Below are 22,552 nucleotides of genomic sequence, written 5' to 3'. Positions count from 1 at the left end.
CTCAAGTCCTAGGATCAAACGCATCACGGCAGGCCTCGCCGATAAACACCAGCAACGACAGAATCAGTGCCAAGGCGAAAAACGCCGTCAAACCCAGCCACGGCGCTTGCAGATTGTTTTTGCCCTGGCCGATCAATTCACCGAGCGATGCACTGCCGGCCGGCATACCGAAACCGAGAAAATCCAGCGCTGACAAAGTCGCAATGGCGCCGGTCAGAATGAACGGCAGGTACGTCAGGGTCGCGCTCATGGCATTGGGTAAAATGTGCCGCCACATCACTTGAGCATCGCCGACGCCCAACGCCCGCGCGGCTTTCACATACTCCAGCCCGCGACTGCGCAGGAATTCGGCGCGCACCACGTCCACCAGGCTCAGCCAGGAAAACAGCGCCATGATCCCCAGTAGCCACCAGAAATTCGGCTCGACGAAACCCGACAAAATAATCAGCAGATACAACACCGGCAGCCCCGACCAAACCTCCAACAACCGCTGACCGAGCAAATCGATCCAGCCGCCGTAATAACCCTGCAACGCGCCGGCAGCGATACCGATCAGCGCACTGGCGGCGGTCAATGCAAGGGCGAACAACAGTGAGATCCGCGTGCCGAAAATCACCCGCGCCAATACGTCCCGAGCCTGATCGTCGGTGCCCAGCCAGTTCTCAAACGACGGCGGGCTCGGCGCCGGTTCGGTCAAGTCGTAATTGACCGTATCGAACCCGAACGGAATCGGCGCAAACAACAACCAGCCGCCCTGCCCCTCGATCAATTCCTTTGTTTGCAGGCTGCGATAGTCCGGCTGAAATGGCAGCTCGCCGCCAAAATCCTGCTCGGTGTAGCGCTTGAACGCCGGGAAGTACCACTCGCCCTGATACGAGACCAGCAGCGGCTTGTCATTGGCCACCAATTCACCGCCCAGGCTCAGACCGAACAGCGCCAGAAACAGCCACAACGACCACCAACCGCGCCGATGCGCCTTGAACCGTGCCCAGCGCCGCTGGCCTATGGGAGACAACGTCAGCATCAGGCAGCCCTCGCGGTGAAATCGATGCGCGGGTCGACCAGCGTGTAGCAGAGGTCGCCCAACAGTTTTATCAGCAGCCCAAACAGGGTGAAGATGAACAGCGAGCCGAACACCACCGGGTAGTCCCGGGCGACGGCGGCTTCGTAGCTCATGCGGCCAAGACCATCGAGGGAGAAGATCACTTCGATCAGCAACGAGCCGCCGAAGAACACTGTCACCAGTGCCTGGGGCAAACCGGCGACCACCAACAGCATCGCGTTACGAAACACATGACCGTACAGCACCTGGTTTTCGCTCAAGCCTTTGGCCCGCGCCGTCACCACGTACAGCCGGGAGATCTCGTTGAGAAAGCTGTTTTTGGTCAGGATCGTCAACGTCGCAAACCCGCCGATCACCAATGCGCTGACTGGCAGCACCAGGTGCCAGAAGTAGTCCGCGACCTTGCCCCAGGCCGAGAGCTCGGCGAAGTTTTCCGAGACCAAACCGCGCACCGGAAACCAGTCCAGCACCGTGCCGCCGCCGAACACCACGATCAGCAACAACGCGAACAGAAACCCCGGCATCGCGTAACCGATGATGATCGCTGCGCTGCTCCAGACATCGAACGCCGAGCCGTGGTGCACCGCTTTGCGAATCCCCAGCGGGATCGACACCAGATAGGTGATCAGCGTCGCCCACAAGCCGAGCGACAGGGTCACCGGGAGCTTTTGCAGGATCAGATCAATCACTGATGCGCCACGGAAAAAACTCGAGCCGAAATCCAACCGCGCGTAGCTTTTGAGCATCAGCCACAGGCGTTCACCGGCGGGTTTATCGAAGCCGTACTGACGCTCGATATCCGCCACCAGTTTCGGGTCCAGGCCTCGGGTGGCGCGGGACTCACCACCGACCGTCTCGACATGCCCGCCGCCCACCCCACCGCCAACGCCGATGCCCTGCAAACGGGCGATGGCTTGCTCCACCGGCCCACCCGGCGCGGCCTGCACGATGACGAAGTTGACCAGCAGAATGCACAACAAGGTCGGCACGATCAGCAGCAAACGCCGCAGGCTATAACCCCACATGGGAATACTCCCGGGTGCGTTGTTGCATCTGGGTTTGGGTTAACGCCGAAGGGCTGATTTCCCACCAGGTTTCCAGCCCTGCGTCGTACAACGGCGCAATCGCCGGACGGCCGAAACGGTTCCACCACACCGTGGAAATCCCCGGCGGGTAATAGTTGGGAATCCAGTAGTAACCCCACTGCAACACTCGATCCAGCGCTCGGGCGTGGCGCAACATACTGGCGCGGCTGTCGGCCTGGACCAGTCCGGTGAGCAAGCCGTCCACCGCCGGATCGCGCAGGACCATATAGTTATTCGAGCCGGGATCGTCAGCACCCTCGGCGCCGAAGTAGTTGAACAACTCCCGCCCCGGCGCCTGGCTCACCGGGTAGCCGGCGACGATCATGTCGTAGTCGCGGCTGCGCACCCGGTTGGTGTATTGCGCGGTGTCGACCTGGCGGATATCGAAGCCAATGCCGATCTGCGCCAGGTTGCGTTTGAACGGCAGCAACAGCCGTTCGAAGCCTTTCTGACCGTTGAGAAAAGTGAAGTGCAGCGGCTCGCCGTTGGCGTTGACCAGTTGATCGCCCTCAGGCTTCCAGCCTGCCTCTTCCAGCAGCTTCAGCGCCTGCAACTGCTGGCCGCGAATGATGCCGCTGCCATCGGTGTGCGGGGCCTGGAATACTTCGCTGAAGACTTGATCGGGGATCTTGCCGCGCCACGGTTCGAGGATTTTCAGTTCTTCGGCGTCCGGCAATTCGGTAGCCGAGAGCTCACTGTGGGAGAAATAGCTGCGCTGACGCAGGTACATGCTGCGCATCATCTGCCGGTTGCTCCATTCGAAGTCCCACAGCAGCGCAATCGCCTGACGCACCCGACGGTCCTGAAACACTGGTTTTTGCAGGTTGAACACAAACCCTTGGGCGCCCTGAGCCGCGCCGGGGGCCAGGTGTTCGCGGATCAAACGTCCTTGATCCAGCGCACTCCCGGCATAGCCGATGGTGAAACTGGTCGCCGAGAACTCGCGGTTGTAATCGAAGCCACCGGCCTTGAGCACTTGGCGCGAGACGTCGGTGTCGGCGAAGAACTCGACCCTCAAGGCATCGAAGTTATAGAGGCCGCGCGTCACCGGCAGGTCGTTGCCCCACCAGTTCTTGACCCGCTCGAAATTGACGCTGCGCCCGGCGTCCACCGCGCTGACCCGATACGGGCCGCTGCCCAGCGGTGCTTCGAAACCGCCGCCGTCAGCGAAGTTGCGCGTGCGCCACCAGTGTTCCGGCAGCACTGGCAATGTCGCCAGATCCAGCGGCAAGGTGCGGCTCTCGCTGTTTTTGAAGACGAAACGCACTTGGGTCGGCGACTCGACAATGACTTCTGCGACATCGGCGAATTGCTGGCGATATTTGAGGCTGCCCTGGGTGGTGAACAGCTCGAAGGTGTAACGCACGTCTTCGGCGGTGATCGGGCTGCCGTCGTCGAAACGGGCTGCCGGGTTCAAGTAGAACCGGAGCCAGGTTCGGTCGGGGGCCAGTTCCATTTGTTGGGCGACCAGGCCGTAGACGCTGTAGGGCTCGTCTTTGGAACGATAGGCCAGCGGGGCGTAGAGCCAGGTGTCGATCTCGGCGACGCCGGTGCCTTTGTCGACGTAGGGGATCAGATGATCGAACGGGCCGCCTTCCAGCGAGGAGCGGCGCAGGCTGCCACCCTTGGGCGCGCTTGGGTTGACGTAGTCGAGGTGTTGGAAGTCAGGTGCGTATTTGGGGGATTCGCCGTAGACCGTCAGGGCGGGTTGCGGCGCGGCGAAAATAGTCGGGCTCAGTAAGAGGCAGAGGCCCAGTGAACAGAATCTGGGGAGCATGGTATTCAAGCCTTCATGCAGGGTCGGAATGTTGGGTTACGGCTACTGGCCTCATCGCGAGCAAGCTCGCTCCCACAGGGTTCGCGGCGTGCACAAATCCACTGTGGGAGCGAGCTTGCTCGCGATGAGGCCCGAACAATCACCACACACCCCGGCCAATGACAGACAAATCAGGACTGCCACCCTTCCCGCCTACCTGTTATGTGCAACAGGCCAGCGGTTTTTATAGGGCGGCGTTTAGAACACTTGGTTACTAAAACCTGTCCTGACTGGTTAGTTTTCAGATCAAAAGTTGTAACTGACCCGCGTGTACAGCGTCCGCCCGAAAGGGTCGCCGTACTTGGGGTCGTAACCGCTCTGGAAGGTGTAGGTCTGGTTGCTGAACGGCGGCTCGCGGTCGAACAGGTTCTTCACCCCGAGGGTCACGCCCAGGGTTTTGCGCCAGGTGTAGGTGCCGGCCACGTCCCAGACGTTGTAGGAACCGACGTAGTCGTGCGCCTCGCGGTTGGAGTCGTGGTAACCGCTGGTGTAGCGGTTGGTCAGGCTCGCGCCGAACGGGCCGCGGTTCCAGGTGCCGGTCAGGCTGTGACGCCACCGGGCCACGGCACCGGCCGAGGAAAAGTCGCCGCCACGGAAGTCGCCGAGCTTGTCGATGTAATCGCCCTTGAGCTGCTGCTGGAATTCGTAACGGCTGACATAAGTGCCTTGCAGGCCGATGCCGAAATCGCCAATCGAGGTGCTCGGCAAGCGAAAGTCGAAGCTCACGTCGACGCCGTTAGTCTTGATCTTGCCGAGGTTGGCCAGGCCGGTAACGATGTGATCGATGGAGCCATCAGGCTTGCGAATCAGACGCTCGGGGTACAGCTCGGGGTTTTCGAACACTGCCGATTCGGGGAATTCAGCGATCTGGTTGGCGATGTTGATCCACCAGAAATCCAGCCCGGTGGTCAGGCGATCAAACGGCTGATAGACGAAACCAACGGTCACGTTGCGCGCGGTTTCCGGGCTCAGGTCGGTGTTGCCACCCGTGGTGCGGTTGAACTGCTGTGCGCAGTCGCGGTTGGCGATCCCGCCGTTGCTGGGGTTGCCGCCGGCACACAGGCGAGGGTCGTTGTAGTTGGCGACGGTGTACGAGGTGAAGGTCGGGTTGTAGAGCTCATACAACGACGGCGCGCGGAAGCCTTCGCTGTAGGCGCCGCGCAGCACCAGTTCCTTGAACGGCTGGAAGCGGAACGAATATTTCGGGTTGGTGGTGCTGCCAAAGTCGCTGTACTTGTCGTGACGCACGGCGGCAGACAGCTCCAGGCTGTCGAGCACTGGAACGTTGACCTCAGCGTACTCGGCCGAGACGCTGCGATCCCCGGCCACGCTGCCATTGGGGTCAACGCCGAGGCTCTGGATATCGCCGGCAAACTGGGCGAAATCCTGATGAAAATCTTCCTTGCGATACTCGCCGCCCAAGGCCAGGGCTGAAGAACCGGAGCCGAACCAGTCGCCGATCTCGCGGCTGATGCGCCCGTCAATCGCCTTCACCCGGCCCACTGCTGTGCCGTAATCACCGTCCACCGCGTTGGCCGCCAGCAAGGCATCGCCCGCCGCTGTCTGCGGGCCGAACGGGTTGATCACGCCAGTGGCAATGCCTTGGCTAATCGGCCGGTCGTTCACGTAGCCGTCGAGGATGGAGTTGACCACTTTGTTCTGGTTGTACGAGGCGCCGACGTTGTAGTCCCAACCCACCAGATTGCCGTCGAAACTCAGCAACAAGCGTTGGCTGGTGTTGTCGTCTTCATGCTGACGCGCGCCGACAGCGGTTTCACGCCAGTTCACGTCTACCGGTTGCGTTGGGTCCAGGGCAAAAGTGCTGGGGCCGGGGGTAACGCCGTTGCCCGGATAGAACGTGGTGCCCGGATTCACCTGATTGCCCATCAACGTACCAGGGCCGATTTGCGTGCGGTTTTCGTTGCGCGCCCAGAAATATTCGAGGCTGACGTTGTGGTCGTCCGAGAGCTTGCCGGTGGCTTTGGCGAAGGCCGAGGTCTTCTCGGTTTCCGGCACCAGATCGAGGTAATTCCACAGGCTCTGACGGCAGATGCCGTTGCGCGACAACAGCCCGGGCGCGTTGCAACCGGAACCGGCCAGCGGGTTGGTCGCGTTGCTGCCCTGGCTCCAGTTGGCGGGCGACGCGGTGCCGGAGGTGTAATCGAGGCCACGGCCGGGCTGGTAGTTGTAGGTGTAGCTGCGGTCCTCGGCAGCCAGGCGTTGCTGTTTGTCGTAGCTGACCACGCCGAACACGTTGAAGCGGTCGTCCTCCAGATCACCAAAACCATAACTGCCGCTGAAGTTGTGACTGTCACCGCCGCCGGCATGGGTCGGGCTATCGTAGCCGGTGGTGAGCTGGCCGGTGGTCAGGCTTTTCTTGGTGATGAAGTTGATCACCCCGCCGATAGCGTCGGTGCCGTACAGCGCCGACGCGCCATCGCGCAACACCTCGACTCGGTCGATGGCGGCGAATGGAATGGTGTTCAGGTCGACGCCGGAGCCGTTGATCGAGCTGGTGGCGTTGTTGCTCAGCCGTCGACCGTTGAGCAGCACCAGGGTTTTGTTCGGGCCGATGCCGCGCAAGTCGGCATAGGACGCACCGCCGCTGCTGGAACCTACCGAACGTCCCGAGCCTACCGACGATTGGTTGGCGGAGATGCGGTTGATCAGTTCTTCGGTGCTGGTCACGCCCTGCTCACGCAGTTGTTCGACCCGCAGGATGGTGATCGGCACTGCGGTTTCGGCATCGACCCGGCGGATTGCGCTGCCGGTGACTTCGACGCGTTGCAGTTGGGTGGTGGGTTCGGCGAAGGTTTTGGCTGGGGCAGCAGTTGTTGGCGCGGCGGCGCTGATCACGCCGTCGTCATCTTTCAAGCCACTGCCCTGCAAGGCCAGGGTCAACGCCTGGGCTTGGGTCAGTTGGCCGTGAATGGCCGGTGCATTGATACCGTTGACCAGGGATTGATCGAAGGAAATCGGCGTGCCGGTCTGGCGCGAAATCCCCAGCAAGGTCTGGTCCAGCGGACCGGCCGGCAGGTTGAAATCGACACTGCTCGCGGCAAAGGCCGGCAGCGTATTCATGGCAAGCAGCAAGGCCAGGGCCAGAGGGGATTTAAGTGGTGAAAAATGGATCATGGACAGCCATCCCTGCGTTTGGTTTATGCAGGGTTGTGCGATGGCGGGAGGGATTTTATAGAGCGATGGTTAGACCGTTGGGTGATGACCTTATACCGACTTGCACTCGATCCGCGGGCAAACACAAAACCTGTGGGAGCGGGCTTGCTCGCGAAAGCGGTGGCTCAGGCAGCATCAATGTCGACTGGCACGGCCCCTTCGCGAGCAAGCCCGCTCCCACTCTTGCTCGATGCTAATTCCAGGATCTCTGTGAACTGCTCGTCCCTGCATCAGTCGCATTACTTGAGCAGCCTGATTCAGAGGAGCCAACGTGACCAGCGACTCACTAAAATCCGCCCCCTTGAACACACCCACGGCCATACACCGACTGCGGGTACTCACGGTCAACACCCATAAAGGCTTCACCGCGTTCAACCGGCGTTTCATACTTCCGGAACTGCGCGAAGCGGTACGCAGCACCTCGGCAGACCTGGTGTTTCTCCAGGAAGTAGTCGGCGAACACGAGCGGCACTCTGCCCGTTACAACGCCTGGCCGCAGGTCTCGCAATACGAGTTCCTCGCCGACAGCATGTGGAGTGATTTCGCCTATGGCCGCAACGCGGTCTACCCCGACGGTCACCACGGCAACGCGTTGCTGTCGAAATACCCGATCCGCGAATTTCGCAACCTCGACGTCTCGATCACCGGCCCCGAGCGCCGTGGCTTGTTGCACTGCGTGCTGGACGTGCCGGGCCATGCTGAAGTCCACGCGATTTGCGTGCACCTGAGCCTGCTCGAAAGTCATCGCCAGTTGCAGCTGCAGTTGCTCTGCCAACTGCTCGAATCCTTTCCCGACGACGCACCGGTGATCATCGCCGGTGATTTCAATGACTGGCAACTGCAAGGCAATGCCGCCCTCGCCCGGCGCGAATACCTGCACGAAGCCTTCGAACGCCACCAAGGGCAGCCCGCGAAGACTTACCCGGCACGCTTTCCGCTGTTGCGTCTGGACCGTATCTACCTGCGCAATGCCAGCAGCCATCACCCGCGAATACTCGGTAACAAACCGTGGACTCACCTCTCTGACCATTTGCCGTTGGCGGTGGAAGTGCATCTGTAAGGCGCCAAGGCGAATAGGCTAAAACTGTGATTATCGACAGTAACCGTCTTAAAAATTACCGCATGAATTCAAACCCGCTTACCGATGACACAACCGTTAGCTGACTACCAAATGCTAGTGCCAGCGCTCTAAAACGCTGATTTTTTGTGCAAACAATCACTTATGGACACACTAATAATCAGTCACTTGCAATCACCAAAATAGCCATACCATTTATCGGCCATTTTCTTGACGCAAGGTCACAGGTCTTCTTAGCTAAACCGTACTACCCCCGGAAATACCATCAGGGGCAAGCCTCCAGAATCCCGCAAAAACGGGCGGCCAGAGGCTTGCCCCAATCCATTCGGTCGCCCCTCATTCGGGGTAGGAGAGACGCCAAAGCAAGATATGGCATGCGTTTGCAAGGTAGACCTCCATGAAAACTTCATTCACCCAACAAGAGATCAAAATTACTTTTTGCACAGTCTCGAGCTCACTCCTGCTGTGCTCGTCCATGGAGGTGCAGGCCGGGCCTGCCGAGGATGACGCCACGCCTTGGTATCGCGAAGATGTACCGACGTTGACCTTGCCAAACGTCGCTGCCATCTACCCGGGGCATTTCAGTGCAGTCCCGGACATGCGAAGTTCCCGCCTGACCACTGAAGACGCCGCGCCGGCTGCCTGGGATCAACTCTACGGACAGGCATCGCGCCTGGCAGAAACCAATGTTCAATCCGCAGGCTTTTCGCTCCCCGGCGCAGACGAATTCAAAGGCCCGGCCATCCTGACCCTGCAAAGCAGCGGTGGCCGGGTGCAACGGCTCGGGTTGGTGGGGGCACCAGCCAGTACCAGGGCAACAACAACGGACTGCTGAGCAATCGCGCCTTTGCTGACCCCGGTAACGACACTTTCAACCTTCAAGGCCAGACGCTCGGTGCCTACTGGAGCCTGATCGGTCCCCAGGGCTGGCACGTCGACTTGACCGCCAGCGGCGGCCGGGTCAACGGCTTCAGCCGAGATGCTCAAGGGATGCGGCAAACCGCTGAAGGCAGCGCGATGACGGTGTCGGTAGAAGGTGGTTTCCCCATCGGCCTGGGCGACAACTGGGTGATCGAACCCCAGGCGCAGTTGGTCAATCAGCGAATTACCCTGGACACGCCCTATGCCGGTGCCAACAACGCCACCAGCAGCGATCTGTCGTCCTGGAGCGGTCGGGTCGGCGCCCAACTGAAAGGCAGTTATACCTTCAACGGCCTGCCAGTCGAACCCTATGTGCGGACCAACCTGTGGCACACCATGTATACCGGCAATACCGTGACACTGGATCAGGTGGACAAGATCAGCAGCAGTCGCAATTCATCCACGGTCGAGTTGGGGCTGGGGTTGGTGGCCAGGGTATCCCCCACCGTCAGCTTGTACGTCAGTGCCGATTACAGCAGTGCCGCGGATGCGAATGATTTGAACGGGGTGATAGGGAGTTTGGGGATTCGGATGCGGTGGTGAGGGGTTGACCGCAAGAGGTATGTTGTTTGATCTGGCGCCTTCGCGGGCAAGCCTCGCGCCTACAGGTGTTATGTCGTGCCGAAATGACGCGACCAACACAAATCCTGTAGGAGCGAGGCTTGCCCGCGAAGGGAGCGACGCGGTTTTAAATCAACCCTCCGGACGCAGAATCAACACTGCCAGCGGCGGCAAGTTCAGCACCAGCGACAGCGCCTGGCCATGGCTCGGTTCTTCCTCGGTAAACGCCCCGCCGCCGTTGCCATAGTTGGAACCGGCGTAGGTGTCGGCATCGCTGTTGATCATCTCGGTCCAGCGCCCGGCAAATGGCACGCCGATCCGGTAGGCCTGACGCGGCACCGGGGTGAAGTTGGCGACCACCAGCACCGGCCGCCCCTCTTTGCTCCAGCGCATGAAGGCATAGACGCTGTTGATCGCATCATCACCGATCAACCACTGGAAGCCCTGCGGTGCGTCGTCCTGGTCGTGCAGCGCCGGTTCTTCGCGGTACAGCCGGTTGAGATCACCCACCAGTTTCTGCACGCCTTTGTGTTCCGAGTACTGCAAAAGGTACCAGTCCAGTTGCTGATCGTGATTCCACTCGCGCCACTGACCGAACTCGCAGCCCATGAACAGCAGTTTCTTGCCCGGATGCGCCCACATGAAACTCAGGTACGCCCGCAGGTTGGCGAATTTCTGCCAACGGTCGCCGGGCATTTTGTCGATCAGCGAATGCTTGCCGTGCACCACTTCATCGTGGGAAATCGGCAGGATAAAACGCTCGGACCACGCATACACCAGGCCGAAACTCAGCTCGTTGTGATGATGGGCGCGGTATACCGGGTCCTGCTGGATGTAATGCGAGCGAGTCGTGCATCCAGCCCATGTTCCATTTGAAGCCGAAACCGAGGCCACCCTGCTGGGTGTTCTGGCTGACACCCGGCCAGGCTGTCGATTCTTCGGCGATCACCAGCGCGCCGGGCGCTTCGATATCGACGACGTCATTGAGATGGCGCAGGAAGTCGATGGCTTCCAGGTTCTCGCGGCCGCCATGGCGGTTCGGCACCCACTCGCCGGCCTTGCGCGAGTAATCGCGATAGAGCATCGACGCCACGGCATCGACCCGCAGGCCATCGACGTGGAAATGCTTGAGCCAGTGCAGCGCCGAAGCCAGCATGTAGCCGTGCACTTCGGTGCGGCCGAGGTTGTAGATCAGCGTGTCCCAATCCTGGTGGAAGCCTTCCATCGGGTTGGCGTATTCATACAACGCCGTGCCGTCGAACTGCGCCAGACCGTGGGTATCGGTAGGGAAATGCGCCGGCACCCAGTCGAGGATCACGCCGATGTCAGCCTGGTGACAGGCGTTGACGAACGCGGCGAAGTCATCCGGCGTGCCGTAACGGGCGCTCGGGGCAAATTGCGAGAGCAACTGATAACCCCAGGAACCGCCGAACGGGTGCTCCATGATCGGCATCAGCTCAATGTGGGTGAAACCCAGCTCCTTCACATACGGAATCAGCCGCTCGGCCAATTCGTGCCAGGTGTACTGGCGGGCGACTTCGCCCAGATCATCCAGTTCGCACTGCCAGGAACCGGCGTGCAGCTCGTAGATCGACAGCGGCGCACTCGGTTTTTGGCGGTCGCCACGGGACTGCATCCACTCGTGGTCCTGCCAGTCGATGCTCAGCGGCGAAGCGACTTTCGAAGCAGTGTCCGGCGGCATCTGCGTGGCCAAAGCCATTGGGTCAGCCTTGAGCGGCAAAATGCCTTGAGTGCCGAGGATTTCGTACTTGTACGCCTCCCCTGCTTGCAGGCGCGGAATGAACAACTCCCAGACCCCGGTCGGATGACGTAGACGCATCGGGTGACGACGACCGTCCCAGACATTGAAATCGCCGACCACCGACACCCGTTTGGCATTCGGCGCCCACACAGCGAACCGCACGCCATCAACGCCATCGACGTTCTTCAACTGCGCGCCGAGGCAGGCGCTGAGATCGCGGTGATTGCCTTCGGCAAACAGGTACAAGTCCATCTCACCGAGCAGCGGCCCGAAGCTGTAAGGGTCTTCGGCCACTTGCTCGCCGCCGGCCCAACGGGTGCGCAGCAGGTACGGCTGGGCGCGGTCAAAGTGGCCGACGAACAGCCCCGGTGTCTGAGTGGCTTCAAGACTGCCGAGCTCTTCGCCGGAGTCTTTGGCCAACACCTGGACACTTAAAGCGTCTGGCAGATAGGCCCGGATGAATTGCCCGCCATTGTCATCGCCGTGGGGGCCGAGTATGGCAAAGGGGTCGTGGTGTTCAGCGCGTACCAACGCATCAATGTCCGACGCCCTGGGCAGCAGTGTTTCTTTGTGGTGCCCCTGTTCCGTGTTCGAGAAACTCATGACTACTCTCCACCAAGATCGGAAAAGGGTTTGAGCCCACTCAATAACCCATACAAACCGTGCAACGGCACCGGCAGCCAGGTGGGGCGATTTTCCGCCTCATAAGCCACTTCATAGGCCGCCTTCTCCAGACCGAACAACGCCAGTGCAGCGTCTTCGCCCTCAGGATCTTGCCACGCATGAGCAAGACTAGCTGCCGCCAGCCGATAAGCGTCGATAAATGACTGTCGCGCTTCACTTAAATAACGATCGGCCACCCGTTGCCGGGCTGCCCGGGCATCGGCGGTGTTGTCGACGTTATGCACGTTGATCGCCATCGCTGCCGCGTAATCGAACGAACGCAACACCCCGCTCACATCTTTATACGGGCTGTGCTTACCGCGCCGCTCGCTGAGTGGCCGCGCCGGCTCACCTTCGAAGTCGATCAAGTAAGCGTCGCCCTTGATCACCAATACCTGGCCCAAATGCAAGTCGCCGTGGACCCGAATACGCAGCCCCCCTGCGGCTTTTTTACCGAGTTCCTGGACATGGCCGAGAATGGCTTTTTTGTTGTCCAGCAAATGACTGACCAAGGCTTTGTCTGCCGGGTTCAGTTCGCTTTGATGCTGTTTGAGCAACTTCAAGGCGTGTTCCAATTGTGCCGCCACGTCCTTGGCCGAAGCCAGGGCATCCTTTTGTGTCGTGACTTGTGGGGCGAAGTCCGGGTCGTCGGTGGGCGTTGCCAGCACCACGTGCATTTCCCCCAGGCGCTGGCCCAGCATACCGGCGAAATCTTTCAGTTCGCCGAGGGCGTTGTAGTGCTGCTCCTGCTCGGACATGGCATCGGCCAGTTCGTCCCGCAGCGCCCGTTCAAGGTTGTTCTGCGTCCATTCCCACGCGTCGCCCTGATTGCTCAAATAGCCTTGGGCAATCATCAACAGGGTGTCTTCGCCCTTCGAATCACGGCGAATCACCGAACCGAGCAACGGCGAAATATTGCCGAAACCGGCGGCGGTCAGGTACGCGCTCATTTCCAGTTCCGGGTGCACGCCCGAGGCAAGTTTGCGGATCAGTTTCAGCACCAGGCTGTTGCCGATCACCACCGAACTGTTGGACTGCTCGGCGGACAGGTAACGCACGTCCGATTCGGCGGTCAGACCGCGTTTGGCCAGTTCGGCAGTTGGCTCGAAACGAATCTCGCCTTCGCTGGACTGCAACACGGTACTGGCTTGCATGCCTTCCAGCACGGCGCGGATGTAGGTGTCGAGGCTGAACGCATCAGTGATCAAACCGACCTGGCGCACTCGCCGAACCCGCGCCAACGCCAGTTGTTGCGGCAACGCCGCGCCAACCTGATCTTCGGCGATAAAGCCGAACGGCAGTTGATAGCGACTGGTCTGGCCGCCACTGGTGACGTCGATTTCACTCAACAACACTGGGTGCAGCGGGTCACCGAAACGTACGCCATAAGCGATGTTGACGCTGTCGATGGCCGTGTCCTTGCCGGCAAACCAGCGACGGTTCTGCAACCAGTTCGGCAGGATGCCTTGCTCCAGCGTGCCGCGAGATGGCGCTTCGAGCAGTTCTTCCATGCGTTTTTTCAGCACCAGCGTGGTGAAGTCCGGCAGGCTTTGCGCCGGTTCCACGTGCCAGCTCGGCATCTGGTTTTCCGCCGCGAGTACAAACCAGTAGAAACCATATGGCGCCAGGGTCAGGAGGAAACTTAACTGGCCAATCGGCGGGAAGGCGTTACCGCCGAGCATCTCCACCGGGACCATGCCGACGTAGGCTGACAAGTCGAGTTCTGCCGCTTGCGCGCTGCGGGACACGTTGGCCACACACAGAATGATTTCGTGTTTGCCGTCGGCACCGGTGAATTCACGGGTGTAGGCCAGAATCCTGCGGTTGCTCGGCGAAAGCATTTTCAGCGTGCCGCGACCGAAGGCCTTGGACTGCTTGCGCACTGCAAGCATGCGCCGGGTCCAGTTCAGCAGTGAATGCGGGTCGCCGGCCTGGGTTTCGACGTTGACCGACAGGTAGCCGTATTGGGGGTCCATGATCGGCGGCAGCACCAGGCTGGCCGGGTCGGCGCGGGAGAAGCCGCCGTTACGGTCAATCGACCATTGCATCGGCGTACGCACGCCATCGCGGTCGCCGAGGTAGATGTTGTCGCCCATGCCGATTTCATCGCCGTAATACATCGTCGGCGTGCCGGGCATCGACAGCAGCAAACTGTTGAGCAGCTCGACACGACGGCGGTCGCGCTCCATCAGCGGCGCGAGACGGCGGCGAATCCCCAGGTTGATCCGCGCTCGACGGTCGGCCGCGTAGTAATTCCACAGATAATCACGCTCCTTGTCGGTGACCATTTCCAGGGTCAGCTCATCGTGGTTGCGCAGGAAAATCGCCCACTGGCAGTTGGCCGGGATTTCCGGGGTCTGACGCAGGATATCGGTGATCGGAAAACGGTCTTCCTGGGCCAGCGCCATGTACATGCGCGGCATCAGCGGGAAGTGGAACGCCATGTGGCATTCGTCGCCGTTCAGGCCCTTGGCGTCGGTGTCACCGAAGTACAGCTGAGTGTCTTCCGGCCATTGGTTGGCCTCGGCCAGCAGCATGCGGTCGGGGTAATTGGCGTCGATTTCGGCACGGATCTGCTTGAGGACGTCGTGGGTCTCGGGGAGGTTCTCGTTGTTGGTGCCGTCGCGTTCGATCAGGTACGGGATCGCATCAAGCCGCAGCCCGTCGATGCCCATGTCGAGCCAGTAGCGCATCACCGAGAGCACGGCTTTCATGACTTGCGGGTTGTCGAAGTTCAGGTCCGGTTGGTGGGAGTAGAAACGGTGCCAGAAGTACTGGCCGGCGACCGGGTCCCACGTCCAGTTGGACTTCTCGGTGTCGAGGAAAATGATGCGGGTGCCGTCGTACTTTTGATCGTCATCGGACCAGACGTAGAAGTCCCGGGCGGCTGAGCCTTTCTTGGCCTTGCGTGCGCGCTGGAACCAGGCGTGCTGGTCGGAGGTGTGGTTGATGACCAGCTCGGTGATGACGCGCAGGCCGCGCTTGTGGGCCTCGGCGATGAAGCGTTTGGCATCGGCCATGGTGCCGTAGTCGGAATGGACGCCGCGGTATTCGGCAATGTCATAACCGTCATCCCGACGTGGCGAGGGATAGAACGGCAACAGCCAGATGGTGTTGACGCCTAGATCGGCAATGTAATCGAGTTTGGCGATCAGACCGGGAAAGTCGCCGATCCCGTCGTTGTTGGAGTCGAAAAAAGACTTAACGTGAACCTGATAAATCACCGCATCCTTGTACCAGAGCGGGTCTTTGATAAAAGTGGCTGACTTGGGTTTCTTCGCCATTTGAAACTCCTGTTGAATTCAAATTAACCGCTGAGCCGAGCACCTATCTATGGTGAGAGGGCTTTTGTGGCGAGGGGGCTTGCCCCCGTTCGGCTGCGAAGCAGTCGTAAATCCGGATAACTGGATGTGGCTGAAGGAAAAGTAGGGGCCGCTTCGCAGCCCAACGGGGGCAAGCCCCCTCGCCACAGGCAATCCCTCTCGCCACAGTCAAGAGGTGGTGATTCGCCAAATGCCGAACGGCTGATGCACCGGGTCGATCCGCATGAATTGGTATTTGCCGTACCAGGTCCAGCGATGGCCGTTCATCAAGTCTTCGCCCTGGGTGCTGGCGTCGTCGGGCAGGCCCATTTCCCACAGCGGCAACTCGAAATCAGCCTCCTGGACGTTATGCGGATCAAGGCTGACGGCCACCAGAATGAAGTTGCTACCGTCGGCGCTACGTTTACCGAAATACAGAATGTTGTCGTTCCAGGCGTTGTAGAGCTTCAGCCCCAGATGCGTCTGTAGCGCCGGGTTCTGCCGGCGAATGCGGTTGAGCTGAGCGATCTCGGCAATGATGTTGCCCGGCGCATTGAAGTCCCGTGGACGGATCTCGTACTTCTCGGAATCGAGGTATTCCTCCTTGCCTGGCACAGCGGCGGCTTCGCACAGTTCGAAGCCTGAATACATGCCCCACAGGCCCGAGCCCATGGTCGCCAGCGCCGCGCGGATGAGAAACCCCGGACGCCCGGATTCGTGGAGAAACCCCGGATTGATGTCCGGCGTGTTGACGAAGAAATTCGGGCGGAAGCATTCACGCCACGGCGACTCGTTCAGTTCACTGAAATAGGTCGACAGTTCGTACTTGGTGTTGCGCCAGGTGAAGTAGGTGTAGCTCTGGGAGTAACCGACCTTGCCCAGCCGCGCCATCATCGCCGGGGTGGTAAAGGCTTCGGCGAGGAAGATCACTTCCGGGTGCAACGCCCGCACATCGGCGATCAGCCATTGCCAGAACGGCAGCGGTTTGGTGTGTGGGTTATCGACGCGAAAGATCTTCACGCCCTCCTCGACCCAACCGACCACGATGTCGCGCAATTCGACCCAGAGGCTGGGAATTGCGTCGGCGGCGTAGAAATCGACGTTGACGATGTCCTGGTACTTCTTCGGCGGGTTCTCGGCGTAGTTGATCGCTGCCGTCCGGAGCGCCAGTTGAACCAGCCCGGATGCTGTTCCAGCCACGGGTGGTCCTGGGAACACTGGATCGCGAAGTCGAGAGCGATTTCCAGCCCATGATCCGCCGCCGCAACGACCAACCGGCGGAAGTCTTCGCGGCTGCCCAGCTCGGAGTGAATTGCCTCGTGCCCGCCCTCGGCGCTGCCAATGGCATACGGACTGCCCGGATCGTCGGGGCCGGCGGTCAGGGAATTGTTCGGGCCCTTACGGTAACTGAACGGCCGATCGGGTGGATCGGTGGGAGGTAGAGCACATCGAAGCCCATGTCCTGAATCATCGGCAGTCGCGCGTGCACATCGTTAAAGGTGCCATGACGGGTGGGATCGTCGGTGATCGAGCGTGGAAACAGCTCGTACCAACTGGCAAATTGGGCGATTTCCCGTTCCACGTCCAGCGGGTATTCCGGGCTCAGGCTCAGGAAGGCGCGGTGATCCGCCTGGGCCATGAGTTCGGCGCTACGCTGGTGCAGAAATAGCGCGACCTGCTCGGTTTCGAGCAGCCCGGACAGTTCATGGTGCAGCCCCGCCAATTGCTCGCTCAGCTGACCGTCGCTGCGCTCGACGGCTTGATGGACCAACGTGCGGCCTTCCTGCAACTCCAGGCTCACCGGCACGCGGGCGGTGTGTTTTTTTCCAGCTCATAACAGAAGCTGGCGAACTGATCGATCCAGGCTTCGATGCAGTAAATGTGACGGCCCTGGCGCTCGACCCGGAACCGGCCCTGCCAGCCATTGTTGCCCAGCTCCTGCATGGTTTCGCTGTGCCAGGACTCTTCGCCCTCGTTGCGCCAACGAATGCGCACGGCCAGTTTGTCGTGACCGTCGGCAAAGACTTTGCTGGTGACCAACACGTCCTGACCGACCACAGCTTTGACGGCAAACTGCCCGCCGTCGAGGATCGGCATGGTGTCTTCGATGACGATGCGCGGCAGCAACAACGCCTGCGACAGCGGCATGTGCGGGTTGTAACTGAGTTCTGTCGGTTTTTCAGCGATCATCGAGCATCTCTCCTTTACGCCCCAAGGACGCTCTTGTGCTTGATGTTCATCCACATGGGCCAGTCCGTCCCGGAATGAACTCACTTAGGTTCCGAGCGACAGGCGCCGCTAAAAGTTCACGGGGATTTGCCTGAGCGTTCGGGGGAATCAAAACCTTTTCGCGGTGGTCAATCTACTTAAGCACGACTCACGCCATGTGCCACAAGGAGGCTTGACCGATGAGTATCCCGATCCCTGCCGAAACGCCGGACCCGAACATCGACACCCCGACCATTCCCGAGACCGAACCGGACCCGGTGCCCGAGCAAGAACCACCGGGCACCACCCCGCCACCTCGCGAAGAACCGCCGACAACCATGCCGCCGGTGATCGGCAGTCCATAACACTTCGCCCCCACGCAGGCGTCCATGGGCCATTCCTTCTTCTTCAACAGAAAGTCGGTTGTAGAGGATGGACCGCGCCGACCATTAATCGGTTGCACAGAACGAAGGCCGTCCTTGGCGACCTAACGTTTTAGTCTCCGCTGAAAAAGGACAGTCCCATGACCGTGCGCATCGATACCGAAACCCAGACTTGCTTTTTCACCACCGAGAACGGCGAAGAAATTCGTCTGTGCCCCGACGTCACCATCATCACCGACTCGGAAAAAGCCATGTCCGCGGTGGAGATGAACGGCGAACGCATCTACATCACCGAAGCAGAAGCCGACGCATTGACCGTAGCAGGCGCTGTCGACGGTCGTAAGCATTTGAGGGCCACCGACAGTGATTCGGTGATTTGACTGACCCGGATCAACAACCGCCCCGGGCGCCTGAGATAGGCGCCCGCAGCCAGCGGCGGCAGGTGCATCAACTTGTCGCAGGCACTCGCTTGAATGCCATCTGATCCGCTTTTTATTGCAATAGCTGAGCCTGTTATGCAAACAGATCGACGCTCATAGTGCACCGGCCTGATGGAGGCTGATGAGCGAAAGACCATGAGCGATAGAATCCCCGTCCGAACCGTAGAAAGCGCCCCAGTCGTACAGCGCTATGAGCCTTCGCGTCCAAAGATGAAGGCCAAATCCAGCGACAACCTGATCCACACCCGCAGCTTCACCGGGCTGTTCCGCACCTTGCGCATGAGCGGCGCGGGCTTTCTGTTCCTCGCGTTTTTCGGCACGGTGTGGCTGAACTGGGGTGGCCGCCAAGCGGTGCTCTGGGACCTGTCTGAAAGCAAATTCCACATCTTTGGCGCGACCTTCTGGCCGCAGGATTTCATCCTGCTCTCGGCGCTGTTGATCATTGCCGCGTTCGGCCTGTTTGCGATCACCGTGTTCGCCGGCCGCGTCTGGTGCGGCTACACCTGCCCGCAGAGCTCCTGGACTTGGATCTTCATGTGGTGCGAGAAAATCACCGAAGGCGAGCGCAACCAGCGAATCAAACTGCAAGCCGCGCCCTGGGGCCTGAACAAACTGCTGCGGCGTTCGGCCAAGCACACGTTGTGGCTGGGCATCAGCCTGCTGACCGGCCTGACCTTTGTCGGTTACTTCACGCCAATCCGGCCACTGGCCGAAGAACTGCTGACCCTGCAAATGGCCGGCGTCAGTCTGTTCTGGGTGATCTTCTTCACCGGCGCCACGTACATCAACGCCGGCTGGCTGCGTGAAGCGGTGTGCATGCACATGTGCCCTTATGCGCGGTTCCAGAGCGTGATGTTCGACAAGGACACCCTGACCATTTCCTACGACGTGGCCCGTGGCGAAAACCGTGGCCCGCGCAAACGCGAGGTCAAACCGGCCGAGGTGGGTCTCGGTGATTGCATCGACTGCCAGCTCTGCGTGCAGGTCTGCCCGACCGGCATCGACATCCGCGACGGCTTGCAGATGGAATGCATCGGCTGCGCGGCGTGCATCGATGCCTGCGATTCGATCATGGACAAAATGAACTACCCTCGCGGCCTGATCAGCTACACCTCCGAGCATGAGTTGCAAGGTGGCAAGACCCACCTGCTGCGGCCTCGGTTGATCGGCTACACGGCGGTGCTGCTGGTGATGATTGGCGCATTGGCCATGGCGCTGGTGGAACGACCGATGGTGTCGCTGGACGTCACCAAAGACCGTGGCATGTACCGTGAAAACAGCGAAGGCCAGATCGAAAACATCTACAGCCTCAAAGTCATCAACAAGACCCAGCAGCGTCAGGATTATCGCCTGAGCCTGGTGGACGGCGATGGCTTCCAGCTGCAAGGCAAGACCGAGTTGAGCCTTGCGCCGGGTGAGATTGTCGATGTGCCGGTGTCGGTGGCAATGACCACGGAACGGCCAAGCAGCAGTTCGCAGACCATTGCCTTCAAGATTGTCGACAGTGACGAGCCGGACATTTACAGCGTGGCAAAGAGTCGGTTTGTTGCGCCGATGAATCGTTGAGCCGTTAAGATGCCGACCTTTGTCAGGCGCGGTCTCTGTGGCGAGGGGGCTTGCCCCCGTTCGGCTGCGAAGCAGTCGTAGACCGGGCAGCGCGATATGTCTGAAGAATTGGAGGGGCCGCTTCGCGGCCCAACGGGGCAAGCCCCTCACCACAGGCAAGCTCCCTCGCCACAAAAGCGCACCACATGAATCAATTCAACCCGGGCACTCGATGAAACGCTACGAAAAATTCGCCGATGACATCGCTGAACTGATCCGCTCCGGCGTCCTCGGCCCTGGCCAGCGCGTGCCATCGGTGCGCTACGCCAGCCAGACTTACGGGGTCAGCCCATCCACGGTGTTCCAGGCCTATTACCTGCTAGAACGTCGCGGCCTGATCCGCGCCCGTCCGCGCTCCGGCTACTTCGTCAACACCCACGCCCCGAGCCCGTTCTCGGAGCCAGTGATCAGCAGCCAGGTCAACGAGTCCACCGAAGTCGACGTCAGTGAACTGGTGTTTTCGGTGCTCGACTCGATCAAGGACCCGACCACCGTCCCGTTCGGCTCAGCGTTCCCCAGCCCAACGTTGTTTCCGCTGCAACGCCTGTCCCGCTCCCTGGCCAGTGCCGCCCGGGAAATGGACCCGCGCATGGTCGTCACCGACATGTCGCCGGGCAACCCGCAGTTGCGCCGGCAGATCGCCCTGCGCTACATGGTCGGCGGCCTGATGTTGCCGATGGAAGAACTGCTGATCACCAACGGCGCCCTCGAAGCGTTGAACCTGTGCCTGCAAGCCGTCACCGAACCCGGCGACCTGGTGGCCATCGAAGCCCCGGCGTTCTATGCCAGCCTGCAAGTGCTGGAGCGCCTGAAGCTCAAAGCGGTGGAAATCCCGGTGCACCCGCGTGACGGCATCGACCTCGGCGTGCTCGCGCAAACCCTGGAGCGCCACCCGATCAAGGCCTGCTGGTGCATGACCAGTTTCCAGAACCCAATGGGCGCGACCATGCCCGAGGCGAAGAAGCAGGAACTGGTGGAACTGCTGCGCAGCCATCAGGTGCCGCTGATCGAGGACGACGTCTACGCCGAGCTCTATTACGGTCAGCAGGCGCCAAAACCGGCCAAGGCGTTCGACACTGAAGGGTTGGTGATGCACTGCGGTTCGTTCGCCAAGAGCCTGGCCCCTGGCTACCGCATCGGTTGGGTCGCTGCCGGGCGCTACGCGCAGAAAATCGAACGCCTGAAACTCATGACCTCGCTCTGCGCCTCGATGCCGGCCCAGGCGGCCATCGCCGACTACTTGCAACACGGCGGCTACGACCGGCACCTGCGCAAATTGCGCTACGCCCTGGAAGAACAGCAAAGCGCCATGCTCGCCGCCATCGCCCGCTACTTCCCGGCACAGACCCGCGTCAGCCAACCGGCCGGCGGCTACTTCCTGTGGCTGGAACTGCCACCGCAGATGGACTCGTTGAAGTTGTTTCAGATGGCGCTGGCCCAAGGCATCAGCATCGCGCCGGGGCCGATCTTTTCACCGACCCGGCGCTTCAGGAATTGTATTCGGTTGAACTATGGCAGCCCGTGGAGTGAAGCTGCGGAGAAGGCGATGGAAACGTTGGGGCGGATAGTGCGGTCGTTCTGACAGTTTGATGTTGCCTGGTCCATTGCCTTCGCGAGCAAGCCCGCTCCCACAGGGGTTCGGTGGTGTTCACAAATAATGTGTTCACATCAATCCATTGTGGGAGCGGGCTTGCTCGCGAAGAGGCCCGTTCGAGCAACGCAAACCTTAAGGCTTAACGCCCACCACCAAGATCAACAAAAGTCCCCGTCGCATAAGAAGCCTTATCCGACAACAACCAGACAATCGCCTCTGCCACTTCATCAGGCCGGCCGCCACGGGCCATCGGGATCGCCGATTCCAGTTTGCTGACCCGATCCGGGTCGCCGCTCAACGCGTGAAAGTCGGTGTAGATGTAACCGGGCCGCACTGCGTTGACGCGAATCCCCTCGCCCGCCACTTCCTTCGAAAGGCCAATGGTGAAGGTATCCAGCGCACCTTTCGACGCGGCGTAATCCACGTATTCGCTCGGCGCCCCCAACCGTGCAGCCACCGACGACACATTGACGATGCTGCCACCCTGCCCGCCATGCTTGGGCGACATGCGCAGGATCGCGTGCTTGGCGCAGAGGATCGGCGCCAGGACGTTGGTCTTGAGGATTTTGAGAATGCGGAATTCGGACATTTCGTCGACCCGGGACTTGTGCCCGACGGTGCCGGCGTTGTTCACCAATGCGGTGACCCGGCCCAGTTCAGTGTCGACCCGTTGGAACATGGCGATCACTTCGTCTTCGATGCTGACATCAGCGCGCACTGCAATCGCTTGTGCGCCCAAGGCACGGACTTGTTCCAGCACGCTTTGCGCGGCTTTTTCGTCAGCTTGATAGTTGATACAGATCCGATAACCCTGCTCGGCGGCCAACAACGCCGTGGCGGCGCCGATACCTCGGCTGCCGCCGGTGATGACGATGACTTTTTCCATGCTGACGTTCC

At 60.5% G+C, this 22,552-nt stretch carries 11 protein-coding genes and 3 pseudogenes; 6 read left to right on the top strand and 8 right to left on the bottom strand.

Annotated features, from left to right (window positions below; translation table 11 throughout):
- Position 1 precedes the first annotated feature (1 nt).
- The 4 genes from RHM58_RS23420 to RHM58_RS23405 all read right to left on the bottom strand — a co-directional run bounded on the left by RHM58_RS23420 (position 2) and on the right by RHM58_RS23405 (position 7,099).
- A complete protein-coding gene (locus tag RHM58_RS23420) occupies positions 2-1,024 on the bottom strand; it encodes an ABC transporter permease (RefSeq protein WP_322268318.1) in 1,023 nt (340 codons plus the stop codon).
- A complete protein-coding gene (locus RHM58_RS23415; RefSeq protein ID WP_201256913.1) occupies positions 1,024-2,088 on the bottom strand; it encodes a microcin C ABC transporter permease YejB in 1,065 nt (354 codons plus the stop codon). Before RHM58_RS23415 ends, RHM58_RS23420 begins: the two co-directional genes overlap by 1 nt.
- The gene (locus RHM58_RS23410) at positions 2,075-3,925 is read right to left on the bottom strand and encodes an extracellular solute-binding protein (protein ID WP_201256914.1); all 1,851 of its coding nucleotides are present in this window, start codon (positions 3,923-3,925) and stop codon (positions 2,075-2,077) included. Before RHM58_RS23410 ends, RHM58_RS23415 begins: the two co-directional genes overlap by 14 nt.
- Positions 3,926-4,210: 285 nt before the next feature.
- Positions 4,211-7,099: a TonB-dependent receptor gene (locus RHM58_RS23405; RefSeq protein WP_322268317.1), complete on the bottom strand. Its 2,889-nt coding sequence runs from the start codon at positions 7,097-7,099 to the stop codon at positions 4,211-4,213.
- A gap of 310 nt (positions 7,100-7,409) precedes the next feature.
- Here RHM58_RS23405 and RHM58_RS23400 point away from each other — a divergent pair, with 310 nt between their 5' ends.
- Positions 7,410-8,198: an endonuclease/exonuclease/phosphatase family protein gene (locus RHM58_RS23400; protein WP_201256916.1), complete on the top strand. Its 789-nt coding sequence runs from the start codon at positions 7,410-7,412 to the stop codon at positions 8,196-8,198.
- 415 nt (positions 8,199-8,613) lie between these two features.
- Positions 8,614-9,680, top strand: a pseudogene (locus tag RHM58_RS23395) (autotransporter domain-containing protein).
- A 150-nt stretch (positions 9,681-9,830) separates the two neighbouring features.
- Here RHM58_RS23395 and glgB read toward each other — a convergent pair.
- The 3 genes and pseudogenes from glgB to RHM58_RS23380 form a co-directional block, all read right to left on the bottom strand.
- A pseudogene (gene glgB / locus RHM58_RS23390) lies at positions 9,831-12,063 on the bottom strand (1,4-alpha-glucan branching protein GlgB).
- Positions 12,064-12,065: 2 nt separating this feature from the next.
- A complete protein-coding gene (gene treS / locus RHM58_RS23385) occupies positions 12,066-15,407 on the bottom strand; it encodes a maltose alpha-D-glucosyltransferase (RefSeq protein WP_322268316.1) in 3,342 nt (1,113 codons plus the stop codon).
- A 207-nt stretch (positions 15,408-15,614) separates the two neighbouring features.
- Positions 15,615-17,615, bottom strand: a pseudogene (locus RHM58_RS23380) (alpha-1,4-glucan--maltose-1-phosphate maltosyltransferase).
- Positions 17,616-17,833: 218 nt separating this feature from the next.
- On the opposite strand from RHM58_RS23380, the gene RHM58_RS23375 reads away from it, so the two are divergent.
- The 4 genes from RHM58_RS23375 (at position 17,834) to mapR (ending at position 21,643) form a co-directional block, all read left to right on the top strand.
- On the top strand, positions 17,834-17,998 hold the full coding sequence (locus RHM58_RS23375) for a hypothetical protein (protein WP_201257279.1): 165 nt from the start codon (positions 17,834-17,836) through the stop codon (positions 17,996-17,998).
- A 158-nt stretch (positions 17,999-18,156) separates the two neighbouring features.
- Complete coding sequence (locus RHM58_RS23370; protein ID WP_201257278.1) at positions 18,157-18,396, top strand: DUF3203 family protein; 240 nt, start codon at positions 18,157-18,159, stop codon at positions 18,394-18,396.
- Positions 18,397-18,591: 195 nt separating this feature from the next.
- On the top strand, positions 18,592-20,022 hold the full coding sequence (ccoG, locus tag RHM58_RS23365; RefSeq protein ID WP_201257277.1) for a cytochrome c oxidase accessory protein CcoG: 1,431 nt from the start codon (positions 18,592-18,594) through the stop codon (positions 20,020-20,022).
- A 211-nt stretch (positions 20,023-20,233) separates the two neighbouring features.
- A complete protein-coding gene (mapR, locus tag RHM58_RS23360) occupies positions 20,234-21,643 on the top strand; it encodes a GntR family transcriptional regulator MpaR (RefSeq protein WP_322268315.1) in 1,410 nt (469 codons plus the stop codon).
- A 151-nt stretch (positions 21,644-21,794) separates the two neighbouring features.
- Here mapR and RHM58_RS23355 read toward each other — a convergent pair whose 3' ends face one another.
- On the bottom strand, positions 21,795-22,541 hold the full coding sequence (locus RHM58_RS23355) for an SDR family oxidoreductase (protein ID WP_201204098.1): 747 nt from the start codon (positions 22,539-22,541) through the stop codon (positions 21,795-21,797).
- Between the last annotated feature and the right edge of the window lie 11 nt (positions 22,542-22,552).

Origin of the sequence: Pseudomonas sp. 10S4 (assembly GCF_034344865.1) — a bacterium.
In the GTDB taxonomy this organism is placed as follows: Bacteria; Pseudomonadota; Gammaproteobacteria; order Pseudomonadales; family Pseudomonadaceae; genus Aquipseudomonas.
This window is presented reverse-complemented; position numbering and strand designations above follow the sequence as displayed.